This window comes from Bradyrhizobium sp. USDA 3256 (assembly GCF_054058275.1).
Map to the genome: position 1 here is coordinate 5,700,893 of NZ_JBSSAE010000002.1, position 16,280 is coordinate 5,717,172.

The 16,280-nt window shown below is 64.7% G+C and carries 16 protein-coding genes; 11 read left to right on the top strand and 5 right to left on the bottom strand.

Going from position 1 to position 16,280, the window contains the following annotated elements:
* The first annotated feature begins 142 nt into the window (after positions 1–142).
* Positions 143–1,984, top strand: a complete 1,842-nt coding sequence (locus ACVWY5_RS28900; RefSeq protein ID WP_321176884.1) for a methyltransferase domain-containing protein — start codon at positions 143–145, stop codon at positions 1,982–1,984.
* Positions 1,985–2,019: 35 nt separating this feature from the next.
* On the opposite strand, the gene ACVWY5_RS28905 is transcribed toward ACVWY5_RS28900, so the two are convergent.
* Entirely contained in the window at positions 2,020–2,529 is a 510-nt protein-coding gene (locus ACVWY5_RS28905; RefSeq protein WP_028334972.1) for a MarR family winged helix-turn-helix transcriptional regulator, read from the bottom strand.
* 106 nt (positions 2,530–2,635) lie between these two features.
* Between ACVWY5_RS28905 and ACVWY5_RS28910 the strand changes: the two genes are divergently transcribed.
* Together ACVWY5_RS28910 and ACVWY5_RS28915 are read left to right on the top strand one after the other, a co-directional pair.
* Complete coding sequence (locus ACVWY5_RS28910; protein ID WP_028334971.1) at positions 2,636–3,535, top strand: alpha/beta fold hydrolase; 900 nt, start codon at positions 2,636–2,638, stop codon at positions 3,533–3,535.
* 67 nt (positions 3,536–3,602) lie between these two features.
* Positions 3,603–4,406 carry an isocitrate lyase/PEP mutase family protein gene (locus ACVWY5_RS28915; protein ID WP_028334970.1) on the top strand — a complete coding sequence of 268 codons (804 nt, stop codon included), beginning with the start codon at positions 3,603–3,605 and terminating at the stop codon, positions 4,404–4,406.
* 83 nt (positions 4,407–4,489) lie between these two features.
* On the opposite strand, the gene ACVWY5_RS28920 is transcribed toward ACVWY5_RS28915, so the two are convergent.
* Positions 4,490–5,443, bottom strand: coding sequence for an ABC transporter substrate-binding protein (locus ACVWY5_RS28920; protein ID WP_038377596.1), 954 nt, complete (start codon positions 5,441–5,443; stop codon positions 4,490–4,492).
* A 179-nt stretch (positions 5,444–5,622) separates the two neighbouring features.
* A complete protein-coding gene (locus ACVWY5_RS28925; RefSeq protein ID WP_028334968.1) occupies positions 5,623–7,341 on the bottom strand; it encodes an adenylate/guanylate cyclase domain-containing protein in 1,719 nt (572 codons plus the stop codon).
* Between the two features lie 314 nt (positions 7,342–7,655).
* Between ACVWY5_RS28925 and ACVWY5_RS28930 the strand changes: the two genes are divergently transcribed.
* Positions 7,656–8,216: a thiamine pyrophosphate-binding protein gene (locus ACVWY5_RS28930; protein ID WP_092090087.1), complete on the top strand. Its 561-nt coding sequence runs from the start codon at positions 7,656–7,658 to the stop codon at positions 8,214–8,216.
* The gene (locus tag ACVWY5_RS28935; protein ID WP_028334966.1) at positions 8,216–8,809 is read left to right on the top strand and encodes a thiamine pyrophosphate-dependent enzyme; all 594 of its coding nucleotides are present in this window, start codon (positions 8,216–8,218) and stop codon (positions 8,807–8,809) included. Before ACVWY5_RS28930 ends, ACVWY5_RS28935 begins: the two co-directional genes overlap by 1 nt.
* A gap of 13 nt (positions 8,810–8,822) precedes the next feature.
* Here the strand turns inward: ACVWY5_RS28935 and ACVWY5_RS28940 are convergent, their stop codons facing one another.
* Positions 8,823–9,746, bottom strand: coding sequence for a LysR substrate-binding domain-containing protein (locus ACVWY5_RS28940; RefSeq protein WP_028334965.1), 924 nt, complete (start codon positions 9,744–9,746; stop codon positions 8,823–8,825).
* A gap of 161 nt (positions 9,747–9,907) precedes the next feature.
* Here ACVWY5_RS28940 and ACVWY5_RS28945 point away from each other — a divergent pair, with 161 nt between their 5' ends.
* The 6 genes from ACVWY5_RS28945 to ACVWY5_RS28970 all read left to right on the top strand — a co-directional run bounded on the left by ACVWY5_RS28945 (position 9,908) and on the right by ACVWY5_RS28970 (position 15,508).
* Positions 9,908–11,077, top strand: a complete 1,170-nt coding sequence (locus ACVWY5_RS28945) for an acyl-CoA dehydrogenase family protein (protein WP_028334964.1) — start codon at positions 9,908–9,910, stop codon at positions 11,075–11,077.
* An 11-nt stretch (positions 11,078–11,088) separates the two neighbouring features.
* A complete protein-coding gene (locus tag ACVWY5_RS28950) occupies positions 11,089–12,189 on the top strand; it encodes a CaiB/BaiF CoA transferase family protein (protein WP_028334963.1) in 1,101 nt (366 codons plus the stop codon).
* Positions 12,190–12,216: 27 nt separating this feature from the next.
* Positions 12,217–13,071, top strand: a complete 855-nt coding sequence (locus tag ACVWY5_RS28955; protein ID WP_028334962.1) for an FAS1-like dehydratase domain-containing protein — start codon at positions 12,217–12,219, stop codon at positions 13,069–13,071.
* A 103-nt stretch (positions 13,072–13,174) separates the two neighbouring features.
* Positions 13,175–14,227 carry a histidinol-phosphate transaminase gene (hisC, locus tag ACVWY5_RS28960; RefSeq protein WP_028334961.1) on the top strand — a complete coding sequence of 351 codons (1,053 nt, stop codon included), beginning with the start codon at positions 13,175–13,177 and terminating at the stop codon, positions 14,225–14,227.
* Between the two features lie 94 nt (positions 14,228–14,321).
* The gene (locus ACVWY5_RS28965; protein ID WP_028334960.1) at positions 14,322–15,212 is read left to right on the top strand and encodes an MBL fold metallo-hydrolase; all 891 of its coding nucleotides are present in this window, start codon (positions 14,322–14,324) and stop codon (positions 15,210–15,212) included.
* A 107-nt stretch (positions 15,213–15,319) separates the two neighbouring features.
* Positions 15,320–15,508 carry a Rossmann-fold NAD(P)-binding domain-containing protein gene (locus ACVWY5_RS28970; protein ID WP_028334959.1) on the top strand — a complete coding sequence of 63 codons (189 nt, stop codon included), beginning with the start codon at positions 15,320–15,322 and terminating at the stop codon, positions 15,506–15,508.
* A gap of 119 nt (positions 15,509–15,627) precedes the next feature.
* Here the strand turns inward: ACVWY5_RS28970 and ACVWY5_RS28975 are convergent, their stop codons facing one another.
* Positions 15,628–16,227 (bottom strand): VOC family protein, encoded by a 600-nt coding sequence (locus ACVWY5_RS28975; protein ID WP_028334958.1) that lies wholly within the window; start codon positions 16,225–16,227, stop codon positions 15,628–15,630.
* Positions 16,228–16,280 lie beyond the last annotated feature (53 nt).

Here is a 16,280-nt window from a genome sequence, read left to right on the forward strand (position 1 = left end):
TGCGGCTTCGTGCGCATCGAGAAACTTCCGGTGCTGATCCTGGCTGAACCTAGATAGTTCTTGGCCACCAACGCGATCGGCCCTATGTCTTTGCCGGGCGGTTGATGCGCCGCGTCTTGCAGTATGGGCCAGTTGACGGAACATGAACCGAAAAGAGCGGCGTGCGGCCGATAAACAACGGGACGCGTCCAGCAAAAACGCACCAGCCTTCGTCTCTGCGGGCGTCAGCATTGCCGATCTTGCCATCGAGGCCAGCCGCTTCTACGGGATGCGCCGCTTCAACGAAGCGCAGGAGATCTGCCGGCAAATTCTCGCGCGCGACCCCACCCATGTGCAGAGCCTGAATCTTCTCGGCCTGATCGCGCAGGCATCCGGCGAGCACCGCGCCGCGGTGAAGATGTTCGCGAAGGCGATTGCTGCGGACGAGGTGAACGCCGCCTGCCACTACAATGCCGGCAACTCGTACCAGGCGCTGGGCAACCGCAGCAAGGCGGCCGCGCATTTCAGCAAGGCGCTTGCGCTCGGCATGGATGCGAGGGCGGTCGGCTTCATCCTGCAGAGCCCGACCGTCACCAGCTATGTCGGGCGGATTGCCGGCAAGTGGCCGCTACCGGTCACAAGCGCCGAATTGTTCGGCAGCGAGGGCGTCGCCCCGCTCGCGAACGACCTGTTCCTGCGCTGCGCGATGGAAACGACGACGCTGGCGAGCATGCAGCTTGAGGTGCTGCTCGGATATGCGCGGGCCGAGTTGTTGCGGCTCGCGAGCAGGCCGGATCAGGATGAAGTCGACGACGATATCGTAGCCTTTGCGTGCGCGCTCGCGCGGCAATGCTTCATCAACGAATATGTCTATGCGCAGACCGCGGCGGAAAGCGAAGGCGCGAGCGCGCTGCGCGACCGGTTGCTGCCGGACCTGGCATCAGCCGCTGCGATCACGCCGCTCACGCTGGCCGTTGTCGCCGCTTACTTCCCGCTTCATGCCCTGCCCGCGGCGGACGCGCTGCTGCGCCGGGATTGGCCCGCGGCCACGGCCGGCCTGCTCAAGATGCAGCTTCGCGAACCCCGCGAGGAGATGGAAGAGCGCTGCGCTATTGCAGCGCTCACTCCGATCAGGAACGACATATCCGTCGAGGTGATGCGCCAATACGAGGAAAATCCCTATCCGCGCTGGACCGTCAACCCGTTGACGGCCTTCGCAGCGGATCGGGCGCAGGGACGGACCGTCGCAACCGCGGACCAGCGAGCCGAACGGGATATCCTAATTGCCGGCTGCGGCACCGGCTCGCATGCGATCCAGATCGCGCAGGTCTATCCCAACGCCCGCTTGCTCGCGGTCGACATCAGCATGACCAGCCTCGCCTATGCGCGCCGCAAGACGCGGGAGCTCGGCTTGTGCAACATCGAGTATGCGCAGGCGGACATCCTGGAATTGGCCTCGATCGATCGCAGCTTCGACAGCATCGAGTCGGTCGGCGTGCTGCATCATCTTGCCGACCCCTTGGCCGGCTGGCGCGTTCTGGTCTCGCTGCTGCGGCCGGGCGGCGCGATGCGCATCGGGCTCTACAGCGATCTGGCGCGCCGCGTCATCGTCGAGGCTCGCGATCGCATCGCGGCGCGCAATTATCGCGCCACCGCCGACGACATCAGGCGTTGCCGGCAGGATATCTTCCGTGAAGCTGACAAATGGAAACCCCTGATCGGCGCCAAGGATTTCTACAGCATGAGCGGCTGCCGCGATCTGCTGTTCAACGTCATGGAACATCGGCTGACGATTCCGGCGATCGCGGCATTCCTGAACGAGCATGGCCTGTCGTTCGAGGGGTTCGAGCCGTTTGACGATCCGGCGGTGCTCGAACAATTCCGCAAGCAGTTTCCGGGCGCGGCCGATGAGGCCAATCTCGATCAGTGGCACGGCTTCGAGGTCGATCATCCCGAGACGTTCTGGGACATGTACGTGTTCATGGCGAGCAAGAGCACGCGATGAGGGCAAGGTGCTGGAGCGTGAGGAGAGTAACCTCTCTAGCGAGCGTGCTGGCCCTTGCTGGTCGGCAACGGGCATTTGGTGCAGACCCTGTCGTCGCACATCCGGCAGATCGTGAAGCGATCCATCTCGGATGTGTCCTGCCTTGCCAGCAGCTCATGGATCAGCGTCGCAAGCTGCTTCCGTTCGGCGGCTGACAGCACGTCCAGCAGCGACGTCACGGCTGAAATCCGCGACGCCAACAATTCGTTCCGGGACGCGGCGCCTGACGCCGTCAGGTGCAACGCGACCTCGCGGCCGTCTTTGCCCGGACGGCGTTCGACAAGCCGATCCGAAACCAGCCGATCCACCAGGCGGACCGTTCCGGAGTGTGACAGGCCAAGAATCCGCCTCAGCTTGTCGTTGGTCATGCCCTGACCATAGCCGATGACGATGAGCGCCGCGGGCGTTTCGCCGCCACGGCCGACGACCTCGCGCGCGCCTTGCTCGATACGATCCATGACGGCGAGCGACAGCGCGCCCAGCAGATTGGCGATTCCGTTTTCCATACCGGGAATAATATGTGCGCTGCGCACAAAAAACAACTTGACCATATATGTGCGCTACGCACATATTTAACCGGGAGAGCAACGACGACATGAATGGAGAGCAGCGATGACGACCCGAAGCACCGCACTGGCAACGCCTGACGCCGCCGGCAGCGAACCCGCCCTGAAATACGTGCAGGCCAACGGCGTGCGATTTGCCTATCTCGAACAGGGCAGCGGACCACTCGTCATGTTCATGCATGGCTTTCCCGACAACGCCTGGTCGTACCGAAAGCAGCTGCAGGTGTTCGCGGATGCCGGCTATCGCGCGGTCGCGCCGTTCCTGCGTGGCTATGCGCCGACCGAGATTCCCGCCGACGGCATTTTCGATCCGATCGCGCTCGGAAAGGATCTCGAAGCATTGATCGCGGCGCTGAGCGACGACGGACAGGCGCGCGTCGTCGGCATGGATTGGGGCGGCACGTCGACCTTCCAGGCGCTTGCCACGGCGCCATCGGCGATCAAGGCCGCCGTGGTGATGAACACCGCGCACCCCGTCACGTTCTCAAGCATCAGGAAGGATCCCGACGCCGTTCGATCGTTGTTCCATTTCTATTACTTCCAGCTCCCCGGCGCCGACTCGTCGGTCAATGTCGAGGGACTGCCGTTCGTCGATTATCTCTGGCAGCTGTGGTCGCCGGCGTTCAAGGACGACGCGCATCTCCGCTCGATCAAAGAGACGCTGTCGTCTCCCGGCACCATGACGGCGGCGCTCAAATATTATGGCGGCCTGTTCCACGCGGGACGCGAGCGCCGGCTGCCGATGAACGAGATGCATACGCCGACGCTGACCATCTATGGCAGCAACGATCCGACGGCCAGATATGCGGCGAAGGAAGAGCCGTTCTTCAAGGGCCCCTATCAACGCATCGTCCTGACCGATGTCGGCCACTTCCCGCACCTCGAGCGTGAGGCCGAGGTCACAGGTCTGATCATGGACTGGTTCACAACGCACGCCGCCGACTGAACGGACGCCGCCACCTGCGGCCGCGTCAGCCACCATCTTTCGAATTCTCTGACCAGGAGTGCGCGCAATGGACGCCACGACACAGCAGCACTACGCCGAAGCGTTTCACCTACTTCACAAGCGGGGCGATCCGCTTGTCCTGTTCAACGCCTGGGACGTCGCCACCGCCAAGGCGATCGCGAAAACCTCGCCGGCGGTGGCGACCAGCAGCGGGGCGGTCGCGGCCGCACTCGGCTACGCCGACGGCGAAAATGCCCCGCTCGACATCGTGGAAAGCCTGGTCTCGCGGATGACCGCGTCGGTGCCGGTTCCGGTGTCGATCGATCTGGAGGCGGGATATGGCGACACTCCGGATGCCGCCGCGCATTCGGCGGCGAGGATCCTGAAGGCCGGCGCGATCGGCATCAACATCGAGGACGGGCTTGTTGGCGGAAAGCGGCAGCTCGTCGCTCCGGAGCAGCATGCCGCGAAGATCAGGGCGGTGCGGGACGCCGCGCAGAAACTCGGCGTTCACCTCTTCATCAATGCGCGAACCGATCCGTTTCTGCTGAAGTTCGGCTCGCCCGAGCAATGCCTGAATGAGGCGGCGAGACGTGCGAAGGTCTATGCCGATGCGGGCGCCGATGGAATTTTTGTGCCGGGGCTCACCGAGCTTGCGCTGATCGAGAGATTCGTTCAACTGACGCCCCTGCCCGTCAACATCATGGTGACGCAAGGCGTGCCCGAAATCGGCGAGCTCGCCCGCGCGGGTGTTCGCAGGGTGAGCCTTGGACCATGGCCCATGATGGCGGCAATGCGTGTCATCGGACAGGCGGCCGCCGCGCTCGCCACGAGCAAGCAATACGGCGCGTTTCTACAGCCCAACAGTTGAGCCCGTGAGCGCATGCGATGCCACGGTCCGGCCGGACCATTCGGTCCGTGCCGGCCGGACTACCAGGTTCATGAGCGAATGGCTCATTCGATCACTTCGTCTGCGCCGCTGACGACTGAAGGAGAGAACTCGTGGCCGAGCAGTTTGGCGGTCTTCAAGTTGATGACGAACTCGACCTTGGTGACCAGCTGGACCGGAAGATCAGCAGGCTTCTCACCTTTCAGAACCCGGCCCGCGTAGATGCCGGCGCGTCGATGCGACTGCACGAAATCTCCGCCATAGCTCATCAAGCCTCCGGCTGTCGGGAAATCCCGGGTCTGCGTGACGGCGGGAACACGATACTTCAGTGCGAGATCGGCCAATCGCCGGCTGCGAAATGCAAAATAGGGATCGGAGGTGAAAACAAGCGCGTTTGTCGACTCTCTCGCTACGGAAGAGAATACGGATTCAAACTCCTCTTCCTTGCTTGCCCTCAATATCTGCAGATGGACCCCCAAAGTTTCGGCAGCGGCCTGAAGCCTCTGCAGTTGCGAGCTGGCGGTTGGACTTGTCGGGTTGGTCACGACCCCCAACGTTTTCGCCGCCGGCAGGAGTTCGTGCATCAACTCGAGCCGCTTCGGCGACACGTCGACGCTCAGGCTCGAGATTCCCGTGATGTTGCCTCCCGGCCGCGACAGGCTATCCACCACACCCAGCTGAACGGGGTCGCCGCCCATCTCGAAAACGATTGTCTTGGTGACGCCGGCCGCCTTGGCGGCAAGCGCGACGGGCGCGCCGCCGGGTGCAACCACCACATCGACGTCGCGCGCGATCAATTCGCCGGCCAGTGCAGGTAACTGGGCATATTGCCCATTGGCCCATCGATACTCGATCGCAACGTCGCGGCCCTCGACAAAGCCGGCTTCACGAAGTCCCTGGTGAAAAGCCTTCAGCCGGCTGCCGAACAACTCCGGCGATTCCGGACAAAGATAGCCGATCACAGGCATCGACGGCTTCTGCGCCCGCGAGGATGTGGTCCAAGCCGCGGCGGCGGCCATCAACAACAGGACCTCACGGCGGCTGCCGCGTCCGTGGGATGTGGCTGCACGAGAATGAGCGCAACTCATGCTCTATCGACCCGCTGGCGTTCGCCGTCGGCGGAAGTATATCCCACGATCCGAAACCAGTCGCCAATGGACTGCACCGAGCCGCTCCGGCCGGCATCGGCCGACGCACATCAAAAAGATATTCCGAACACCGGAATGGCGTCATCGAAACCCTTGATTTGTCGACTCCCGATATCCTGCAGGGAGCGCTTGCCTCCGACGCTTGCGGCGGTCCCTGCGTCCATCAGGATTTCCCGATCTGCGGCAGATGCGCACAGGCGGGCGGCGAGATTTACGACACTGCCGATGGCCGTGTAATCGAGCCTGTCTTCGTAGCCGATCCGCCCGACCGTCGCCGATCCACTCGCAAGCCCTATTCCAAAGCCAACCTGGTAGCCCCGCGACCGCCAGCCGCCGATCAAGCCCTGCACGCGCTTCTGCATTTCGGTCGCAAGATCGACGGCTCTCAGCGCCGGCTCTTCGACCGGCACGGGTGCGTTCACCAGCACCATCAGCCCGTCTCCCGAGAAGCTGATGAGCGTTGCTTCGAACCGCGCAATGACCCTGCCCAGAACCTCATAATATTCGGACAGCACGCTCATGACTTCCTCGGGGGCGACGCCCGCGGAAAACGCGGTGAACCCGCGCAAGTCACAGAACACAACGACGACGTCAGTGCGGCGGCCGTCCAGCACGCTGTCATCGCCGGCACGGTCGACGAGATCGGCGACTTGAGGCGCGAGAAACCGCTTGAGCTTCGCGATCCGCTCCTGGTGCTGCTGCGCCAGGGCGAGTTCGCCAGCCATCCTGTTGAAGCTGCTTGCCAGACGCTGAAATTCGTCACCAGTCTGGATCGAAATGCGGTGCTCGAACGATCCGGCGCCGATCCGCTCCGTCCCCTCCTCGAGCAGCCTGATCGGCTCGGTCATCCGGTGCGCGAATGCATAGGCGAGCAGCCCTGCAAATACGGTGCTGCCTGCGAGAAGCACGGTGGTCCGTCGCAACGCGGCATAGATCGGGGCGTATGCCTCGGAGAGCGGCTGCGCCACCACGACGGTCCAATCGGGCCCCGCCACAGGAGCCGCTCTGGCGGCGACCGGACGTCCCTGTCCGTCCCGGCCCGTCGCAAAGCCCGCTCCCGGGCCGATCGCGTCGCGTATGGTGCGAAACGGCTGAGAGGTTGTTTCCTCCAGCCCGCGGAGGACGAGGCTGATGTCGGGATGGGCAATGAGACGTCCCGGCCGGTCCAGCACGAAGGCGAGGCCGGTCTCTCCCACCTTGATCGCCGATACGACATCCCAGATCAGCTTGAGATTGACTTCGGCGATGACTGCGCCGACCGCGGATCGGTTACCCACGAGCGCAATGGTCAAATACGGTTCTGAGCCTCTGTTGTAGCTGACATCGCTGAACCAAACCTGGCGCGCATGGGCGCCGACCAGCGCAGGTTCAGCCGATCGGTCGGTCCGACTTTCAATTCGATTGAGGCCGACCCGTGAGACGTAGAGACGCTCCAACCCATTGTTGTCGATGAGTGTCAGGCTGACGACGGCCGGCGCCTGGCGAAACAGACGCAACGCATCGGTTCGGCGTCCCTCGTCGGCCTCGTCGGTCCAGGGAAGCTGGACCAGCCAGCCAAGCTGGCTTGCAATGTCGGAGATGAAGTTATGGATTTCAGCGGCCGCGGAAGTCGCCTGAACGCCAAGCAACTGGTCCAGCCTTGCGCGCTGATCGCGGTAACCGAACCAGGCTTCGATCGACCCGTTGATCACGAGCGGAAACGCGACGGCCAGAAACAGTGCGAGAAAATACTTTGGGAAGAGGCCGCGAAACCGATCTCGGACAATCATGCCCTGATCCCTGAAAATGCGACGGATATATCGATATGCGAAATGAAGCCTTGAAAATGTAGCCCCGGCGTTGCCGCCAATCGGCGTCTTCTAGCATAGAGCGTCGTTTTAGGCCGTAATGGGGCTGTTGTTCGACCCGACCAAAGGACGCAGTCGGCTCCGGCCGCCATTTCGCTTGCGTCGGCCCCTGCAAAACCCTGGCCCTATAAAATTCCGGCATAGCTGGGCGAGCCAGATGCGAAGAGAATAAACCCCTGACCTGGCTTAAAGCCAGCGCTGTGAGGACGCGCCCATGCGCGTCCCGTACCGAGGCCATGATGGACCAGATTGCCGTTCACCAGGACAGCGCGACCAGCCGGGACTGGCCGGTTGCGATCTACCGCACGCTGAAGAGCTTTGGCGTGGCGCAGGTGTCCTACGTTCCCGATGCGGGACATTCCAAGCTGATCAAGCTGTCGCACGCGGATGCCGATATCAAGACCACGGTGCTGACGACAGAGGAAGAGGGCGTGGCGCTTTCGGCCGGCGCCTGGCTCGGCGGCGACCGCGCGGTGCTGTTGATGCAATCGAGCGGCGTCGGCAATTGCGTCAACATGCTGTCGCTGATGGCGAGCTGCCGTTTCCCGCTGCTCACGCTGGTGACGATGCGCGGCGAATGGGCCGAGTTCAATCCCTGGCAGATCCCGATGGGCCGGGCGACGCCGCAGGCGTTCGAGATCATGGGCACCACCGTGCTGCGGCTGGAGAACCCCGATGACGCCGAGGAGGTGATCTCGGCCGCCGCCTCGCTCGCCTATGACGGCGACCAGCAGGTCGCGGTGCTGATCTCGCAGCGGATGATCGGCCGCAAGAAGTGGACCAAGGAGACGCACTGATGTCGGCATCAACAGGCACTCTCGATCGCCGCGCCGCCGTGAAGGCGCTGCTCGCCGAGCGCGGCGATTTGCTCGTGATCTCCGGGCTCGGCTCCTCCTCCTATGACGTGTTCGACGCCGGCGAGCATCCCGGTAATTTCTATCTGTGGGGCGCGATGGGCGGCGCGGCGATGGTCGGGCTTGGCCTCGCGCTGGCGCAGCCGAAGCGCCCGGTGCTCGTGATCACCGGCGACGGCGAGCAGCTGATGGGGATCGGCAGCCTGCTGACGATCGCGACCAAGCAGCCCGGCAATCTCTCGATCGCGGTGCTCGACAACGGCCATTTCGGCGAGACCGGCATGCAGCCGAGTCACTCCGGCCTCGGCGCCAGGCTCGAAGTGATCGCTGATGGCGCGGGCATCGGCAATGTCTGTGAGATCGCCGACATGGCCGGCATCGAGAACTTCCGCACCAGCCTGCGCGATCTCGGCGGCGGCCCGCGGCTGGCGCGGATCCGGATCGCGGCGGGCGAGGTCGAGCGCGCCCTGCCGCCGCGCGACGGCACCTACCTGAAGAACCGCTTCCGCGGCCATCTCGGCTTCAAGGTGAGCTGATGCGAAGCCGCGCTCAGGCGAGCTGGATATCCCAGAGCCCCTCGGCGCGCAGCGCGGCGACCTCGTCGCGCAACAGCTTCGCGATCAGCGTCATCGCGTTGGAGCCGGGATGCTCGACCGGCGAAGCCAGGGTCAGCTCGCGGCGCGGCGCCGGCCGCGCGATGGCGGCGGTCTCGAGCCGGCCCTCCGCCACCTCGGCGCGGACCGAGGACGGCGGCAGCAAGGTATATCCGAGCCCCTCCTCGACCAGGCTGGTCAGCACGCGAAACGAATCCGCCTCGAGCTTGACGTCGAGATCGATCTTCTTCTTCGCCGCGGCATGTTCGAGCAGCGCACGGAGGCCGTGCGAATGACTTGGCAGCACCAGGCGCTGGCGCATCAGCCAGCCGAAGTCGACCTGCTTCTTCGGCTTCAGCCCGCTGCCGCGCGGGCCGACCGCGACGATGCTGTCGCGGCCGAGGCTCTGCACCGCCAGATGCAGATCGACCGAAGGGCCGTAGATCACGGCAAGGTCCATCTCGCCGCGATGCAGCCACTCGATCAGATGGCCGCTGTAGCTCTCGACGATGCAGAGCGAGATGCCGGGATAGCGCTCCACCGTGCGCCGCGCCAGCCGCGCCGACAGCACGCAGCTCACCGTCGGCACCAGCCCGAGCACGACGCGCCCGGACGGTGCGCCGCCGGCAGACTGGATGTCGTCGCGGATCTGGTCGATCTGCCGCACGATACCGCTGGTGCGCGCCAGCAGCAGCCGGCCGGCATCCGTCAGCACCATGCCGCGGCCGTTGCGCGTGAACAATTCGGTGCGCAGCTCGTGTTCCAGCAGCTTGATCTGCCGGCTCAGCGCCGGCTGCGCGACCCGCAAGGTATCGGATGCCTTGCTCAGGCTGCCGAGTTCCGCGACGCACGCAAAGGTCCTAAGCTGGCGGAAATCCATACTTGCCAATCCTGGAAGGCAGGTTCATACGCTATAACAAAACAGCATAGGGAGTTTACCGGGGCCCCACAACAGCGGGCGATTTGCCCGCAACCAGAGCCATTTCCGTTCCCCGCTTCGCTCGAACACGCTCTGGCGCAACCTCTCGACAAGACGAAACAATGACCGCACACGATCAACACATCGACGACCATTCCGACATCCGCGACGCGGTGGCCAAACTCTGCGCGCAGTTTCCCGGCGAATACTGGCGCAAGCTCGATCGCCAGATGGCCTATCCGAAGGAATTCGTCGATGCGCTGACGGAGGCGGGCTATCTCTCGGTGCTGATCCCCGAGGAATATGGCGGCGCCGGCCTGAAGCTGTCGGCGGCAGCGGCGATCCTGGAAGAGATCCAGCGCGCCGGCTGCAATGGCGGCGGCTGCCATGCCCAGATGTACACGATGGGCACCGTGCTGCGGCACGGCAATGATGCGCAGAAGGCGAAGTATCTGCCGAAGGTCGCGACCGGCGAGTTGCGGTTGCAGGCGTTCGGCGTCACCGAGCCGACCAGCGGCACCGACACGTCGTCGCTGAAGACCTTCGCGCGCCGCGAGGGCGACCATTACGTCGTCAACGGCCAGAAGATCTGGACCAGCCGCGCGGAATATTCCGACCTGATGGTCCTGCTGGCGCGCACCACGCCGAAGGAGCAGTCGAAGAAGCGCACCGACGGGCTCTCGGTGTTCATCGTCGACATGCGCGAGGTGAAGGGCAAGGGGCTGGAGATCCGCCCGATCCGCACCATGATGAACCATGCCACGACCGAAGTGTTCTTCACCGACATGAAGGTGCCGGCGGAGAATCTGATCGGCGAGGAAGGCAAGGGCTTTCGCTACATCCTGTCCGGCATGAACGCCGAGCGCATCCTGATCGCGGCCGAATGCGTCGGCGACGCAAAATGGTTCATCGCCAAGGCCACCAACTACGCCAAGGAGCGCAGTGTGTTCGGCCGGCCGATCGGCCAGAACCAGGGAATCCAGTTCCCGGTCGCCAAGGCCTACGCCTCGACGCGCGCGGCCGAATTGATGGTGAAGGAAGCCACCCGCAAATATGAAGCCGGTCTCGACTGCGGCGCCGAGGCCAACATGGCCAAGATGCTGGCGGCAGACGCGTCCTGGGAAGCCGCCAATGCCTGCGTGCAGACCCATGGCGGCTTCGGCTTCGCCGAGGAATACGACGTCGAGCGCAAATTCCGCGAGACCCGGCTCTACCAGGTGGCGCCGATCTCGACCAATCTGATCCTGTCCTACGTCGCCGAGCACGTGCTCGGCATGCCCCGCTCCTACTGAGTTGCTTGATCATGCTGCCGCTTGAGGGATTGACCGTCATCGCCGTCGAACAGGCGGTTGCCGCGCCGTTCTGCTCGTCACGCCTCGCCGACGCCGGCGCCCATGTCATCAAGATCGAGCGGCCCGAGGGCGACTTCGCCCGCGGCTACGACGCCGCCGCAAAGGGCCAGAGCAGCTATTTCGTCTGGCTGAACCGCGGCAAGGATTCCGCCGTGGTCGACCTCGCCACCAAGGAAGGCCGCGCGCAGCTCGAGGCGCTGATCGCCGGCGCCGATGTGCTGCTACAGAATTTAAAGCCGGGCTCGATGGACAAGCTCGGCTTCTCGCGCGAGCGGCTGCGCAGGGATTATCCGAAGCTGATCATGTGCACGATCACGGGCTATGGCGACACCGGCCCCTATGCCGACCGCAAGGCCTATGACCTGTTGATCCAGGCCGAGAGCGGCCTTGCCTCGATCACCGGCGGCCCCGAGGGCGCCTCGCGCGTCGGAATGTCGATCGTCGACGTCGCGACCGGCGCCACCGCGCATGCCGCGATCCTCGAGGCGCTGATCGGCCGCGGCCGCACCGGAGACGGTGCCGACATCCGGATCTCGATGTTCGACGTGATGGCCGACTGGCTCACCGTGCCGCTGCTCAATGCCGAGGACGGCAAGTCGCCGAAGCGGATCGGCCTCGCCCATCCCTCGATCGCGCCCTATGGCGTGTTCCGCTCGAAGGACGGCAAGGAGATCCTGATCTCGATCCAGAGCGAGCGCGAGTGGAAGACGCTGTGCGCCAAGGTGCTGGGCCAGCCCGGCCTCCCCGACGATCCGCGCTTTGCCAACATGGTCGAGCGCGTGCGCAACCGGGTGTTGACCGACGGAATCGTCAGCGACAGCTTCGGCAAATTGACGCGCGAGGAGCTGCTGGCGAAGCTTGCCGAGGCCGACATCGCCTTTGCCGAGGTCAACAGCATGGACGACCTCGCGAAACATCCGCATCTGCGCCGCATCGAGGTCGACACGCCGAACGGCAAGGTCAGCTATCCGGCGCCGGCCGCGATCGTGGTCGGCGAGGACAGGCACTACGGCAAGGTGCCCGCGATCGGCGAGCGCACCAGACGTTCCTGAAATCCCTCCTGCCCGGGCAACACAATCATGAGCGACAAACTCGACCTCGATCATCTCCGCCAATGGATTGGCAAGACCACGGAGGCCTCCGACGTCGTCACCAAATATCTCGTGATGGGGCTGCGCGCGACGCTGTTCCAGGAGATCGGCGAGCCGAAGGCCGGTGACGCCGCGCCGTGGACCACGCATTGGTGCCTGGCGCAGCCGGTGTTTCCGATGTCGCAGCTTGGGCCCGACGGCCACCCGACCCGCGGCGGCTTCCTGCCGCCGGTGCCGCTGCCGCGGCGGATGTGGGCCGGCGGCGAGCTCGAATTCTTCGACAGCTTGCGCATCGGAGATGAGGCCAAACGCACCTCGAAGATCGTCGACGTCACGGTCAAATCGGGCTCGACCGGCACGCTGTGCTTCGTCTCGGTCAATCACGAGGTGACGACGTCGCGCGGGCTTGCGGTGCGCGAGCGGCAGGACATCGTCTATCGCGAGATGACGAGCACGCAGGGCGCAGCGCCCGCCAAGGCGCCGCCGCCTCCGCCGGTCGCGCAGCACCGCGAGAGCCACGTCTCCGACCCGGTGCTCTTGTTCCGCTACTCGGCGCTGACTTTCAACGGCCATCGTATCCATTACGACCGCGACTACGTCACCAAGGTCGAGGGCTATCCGGGGCTGATCTTCCACGGCCCGCTGCAGGCTTCCTTCATCGTCGAGTTCGCCGCCAAGCTGCGCGGCGGCAAGCCGCCGAAGAAGCTCGCCTATCGCGGCGTGCAGCCGCTGTTCGAGGGCAGCGAGTTCTCGATCAATGCCAGCGACAAGGACGGCGGGATGGAGCTGTGGACCGCGAATGCCGAGGGCCAGCCGACCATGAGGGGCACGGCGACCTGGTAACGCGCGAGCACGACGCCTGTCATGATGCGAGGGAATAAAGAGGCGCTTTCATCAGCGCCTCGTATTCCTTATTGTGATCGCGTTCATCCCTGGATCGCAGATCATGAGTCGCTTTTGGAGTTCGGTCGTCCACAATCTGTCGCCATACGTGCCCGGCGAGCAGCCGAAGATCGACGGCCTCATCAAGCTCAATACCAACGAAAATCCCTACCCGCCGTCGCCGCGCGCGGTGGCGGCGATCACGGCGACGACGGATCGCCTGCGGCTCTATCCGGACCCGCGCGCAACCGCGCTGCGTGAGGCGATCGCGAGGCGCTACGGCGTCACGGCGGACGAGGTGTTCGTCGGCAACGGCTCGGACGAGGTGCTGGCCCACGCTTTCCCGGCGCTGCTGAAGCACGATGCTCCGCTGCTGTTTCCCGACATCACCTACAGCTTCTACCCGGTCTATTGCCGCCTCTATGGCGTGAGCTACGAGCAAGTGCCGCTCGACGCCGCGATGCGGCTGAACCTTGCCGACTACCGGCGGCCCGGCAGCGCCATCCTGCTGTGCAATCCGAACGCACCGACCGGCACCGCGCTGCCGCGCGCCGCGATCGAGGCGCTGCTCGCCGAGCATCCCGATCGGCTGGTAGTGGTCGATGAGGCCTATGTCGACTTCGGCGCCGAGAGCGCCGTGCCGCTGGTCGCGCACCACGACAATCTGCTCGTGATCCAGACGCTCTCCAAATCGCGCGCGCTGGCCGGGTTGCGGGTCGGCTTCGCCATCGGCCAGCGTCCGCTGATCGAGGCACTGGAGCGTGTCAAGGACAGCTTCAACTCCTATCCGCTGGACTGCTTCGCGCTCGCCGGCGCAGTCGCCTCCATCGAGGACGAGGCGTGGTTCGAGGAGACGCGGCAACGCATCATCAGGAGCAGAGAGGCGCTGGTCCGCGGCCTCATTGAGCTGGGCTTCGAGGTCCTGCCGTCGCAGGCGAATTTCGTGTTCGCTCGCCGTGGCGGCCATCGCGGCGCCGATCTCGCCGCGAGGTTGCGCGAGCGCGGCGTGCTGGTGCGGCATTTCCAGAAGCCGCGGATCGAGGATTTTTTGCGCATCACGGTCGGCACGGACGATGAGTGCGGCCGCCTGATCGGCCTGCTGCGCGGCATGGTCTGATAGCCGTTCACAAGCGACGCAACTTGCGATCGATGGCTCCAACCTGCATAGTGACCGTGCGGCAAGATGCACGGTTCTCCGGGAAGGAGCGGTCATGCGATTTGCGATCGGCGACGCCACAGTCGACGTCATCGTCGACGACGACGATTTCGGCCTTCCGCTCGCCGAATTCCTGCCCGGCTACGATCGCGACTTGATCGAAGCGCATCGTGCCACGCTGGAGCCGGTGTTCATCGACCTCGCCCGGGGCGTCGCGAAACACGCGATCCAGAGTTTTGTGGTGCGAACCGGCGGCCGAACGCTGCTGATCGACGCTTGCATCGGCGAGCACAAGGACATCCCCGAGATTCCGGCCTGGCATCGGCGGCGCGGCAGCGGCTTCCTCGATCGGTTGCGCGCGTGCGGCGTCGACCCGGCCGGCATCGACGTCGTATTCTGCACCCATCTGCATGTCGATCATGTCGGCTGGAATACCCGCCAGGACAACGGCCGCTGGCAGCTGACCTTTCCCAACGCGCGGTATCTGTTCGGCCGCCGCGAGCTTGCCGACTGGATGACGCAGCATGATGCCGGGTGTGCCCCGCCGATCCATGCCCGCGCCCTGGAGCAGAGCGTCATACCGATCGTCGAGGCAGGCCGTGTCGATCTGGTCGACGATGGCCATCAGTTGGGACCGGGCCTGCGGCTGGTCCCGCTGCCGGGCCACACCAGCGGCCAGATGGGGCTGATGGTGGACTACGCACAACATCGCGCGATCTTTTGCGGTGATGCCGTGCACAATCCGGTGCAGGTCTTCCAGCCCGATCTGTCGACATCATCCTGTGCCGACCCACAGCTTGCGCGCGAGACGCGGATGAAGATCCTGGCGGAAGCCGCGGACAGCGGCCGTCTCATCATACCGGCCCACTTCCGCGGCTCGCGCTGTGCTCATATTCGTCGAGACGGCGGTGGCTACGCGCCGGTGTTCGACGCGCGGCATGGGTAAGATGCAACACCCGGAGCCACAGCTCACCGGGTGAAAGCCGGGTGTATCATCCGGCCCCTTGGAACCGAATGCCGGCCTGCGCGTTCCCCGCCCTGACGGAGGACGCCATGCTTAGAGATGAACAGGTCGCGGTTCTCTGCGACATCGCCCAATCCATTGCCTTCGCCGACGACGTGCAAGGCGAGGTCGACCGGCTCATCAGGGAGGGGTACGTCGCCAAGGACGGCGACCTCTACGAGCTGACGCCGAAAGCCGAGAAGGTTTTGTCCGAGCGCGGTGCCAGCCTTAAGGCGTGACGCTGCCTACCAGGCCGGCGTACATCACGTCCCGGCAACCTTGACGCCGAGCGCGGCGGTCTGCTCGCGAAACCGCGCGATCGATCGCGCCGCCATGACGGATACTCCTGTTTGATCGCTCACTCCGGCAGCGGTTTGCCCGCCTGTTCACGCACGATGTAGTCGGCGTACCAGTCCGGCCAGTTCACATCATGGCCGCCGGTCCGCTTCTCGTGATCGCCATGGGCTGCGGCTGCGCGGCGCAGCGCAGCGGCGAGATCGGCCGATGAAGCGAAAGTCGTGCTGTTTCCGTCGACGCGTCCGGGCAGACGCTGCGTGACTTGCTGGAGCAGCCAGGCATTGCCGTCGGGATCGTTGAAGGTGGCGAGCGAACCGTAACTCGGCCGCTCCGGATCGGGTCCCTTGACGCGGCCCGCCGCCCCGCGATGAAACACCTCGCTGACATCGACGCCACGCGCGATCAGATCGGCACGCGCCGCCTCGATGTCGCTCACGATCAGGAAGCGCGGCAGCGCGGATCCCTTGTCGAGATGGAGCGAGGTCGGCGAGCCCGGCGGCGTCAGTTGCAGCGCCCGGGATCCGTCCGCCCTGACGAAATCGGCGTCGAGCCGCCAGCCGAGATTTTCATAGAAGCGCTTGGCGCGGTCGACATCGGACACCGGAATCACCACGACCTCGAGCTTCATGTCGATACCCGGTTTCTTGCCTTCGGTACTCATGGCGCGCTCCTTGAAATGTGAGGGACCGGGCCGGAAACGCCCGTTGCACCCAC

What these genes read in the sequence shown, in the direction of transcription:
- ACVWY5_RS28900 (WP_321176884.1), top strand. Translation starts at nt 143, where the DNA reads ATGAACCGAAAAGAGCGGCGTGCGGCCGATAAACAACGGGACGCGTCC.
- ACVWY5_RS28905 (WP_028334972.1), bottom strand. Translation starts at nt 2,529, where the DNA reads ATGGAAAACGGAATCGCCAATCTGCTGGGCGCGCTGTCGCTCGCCGTC.
- ACVWY5_RS28910 (WP_028334971.1), top strand. Translation starts at nt 2,636, where the DNA reads ATGACGACCCGAAGCACCGCACTGGCAACGCCTGACGCCGCCGGCAGC.
- ACVWY5_RS28915 (WP_028334970.1), top strand. Translation starts at nt 3,603, where the DNA reads ATGGACGCCACGACACAGCAGCACTACGCCGAAGCGTTTCACCTACTT.
- ACVWY5_RS28920 (WP_038377596.1), bottom strand. Translation starts at nt 5,443, where the DNA reads ATGGCCGCCGCCGCGGCTTGGACCACATCCTCGCGGGCGCAGAAGCCG.
- ACVWY5_RS28925 (WP_028334968.1), bottom strand. Translation starts at nt 7,341, where the DNA reads ATGATTGTCCGAGATCGGTTTCGCGGCCTCTTCCCAAAGTATTTTCTC.
- ACVWY5_RS28930 (WP_092090087.1), top strand. Translation starts at nt 7,656, where the DNA reads ATGATGGACCAGATTGCCGTTCACCAGGACAGCGCGACCAGCCGGGAC.
- ACVWY5_RS28935 (WP_028334966.1), top strand. Translation starts at nt 8,216, where the DNA reads ATGTCGGCATCAACAGGCACTCTCGATCGCCGCGCCGCCGTGAAGGCG.
- ACVWY5_RS28940 (WP_028334965.1), bottom strand. Translation starts at nt 9,746, where the DNA reads ATGGATTTCCGCCAGCTTAGGACCTTTGCGTGCGTCGCGGAACTCGGC.
- ACVWY5_RS28945 (WP_028334964.1), top strand. Translation starts at nt 9,908, where the DNA reads ATGACCGCACACGATCAACACATCGACGACCATTCCGACATCCGCGAC.
- ACVWY5_RS28950 (WP_028334963.1), top strand. Translation starts at nt 11,089, where the DNA reads ATGCTGCCGCTTGAGGGATTGACCGTCATCGCCGTCGAACAGGCGGTT.
- ACVWY5_RS28955 (WP_028334962.1), top strand. Translation starts at nt 12,217, where the DNA reads ATGAGCGACAAACTCGACCTCGATCATCTCCGCCAATGGATTGGCAAG.
- hisC (WP_028334961.1), top strand. Translation starts at nt 13,175, where the DNA reads ATGAGTCGCTTTTGGAGTTCGGTCGTCCACAATCTGTCGCCATACGTG.
- ACVWY5_RS28965 (WP_028334960.1), top strand. Translation starts at nt 14,322, where the DNA reads ATGCGATTTGCGATCGGCGACGCCACAGTCGACGTCATCGTCGACGAC.
- ACVWY5_RS28970 (WP_028334959.1), top strand. Translation starts at nt 15,320, where the DNA reads ATGCTTAGAGATGAACAGGTCGCGGTTCTCTGCGACATCGCCCAATCC.
- ACVWY5_RS28975 (WP_028334958.1), bottom strand. Translation starts at nt 16,227, where the DNA reads ATGAGTACCGAAGGCAAGAAACCGGGTATCGACATGAAGCTCGAGGTC.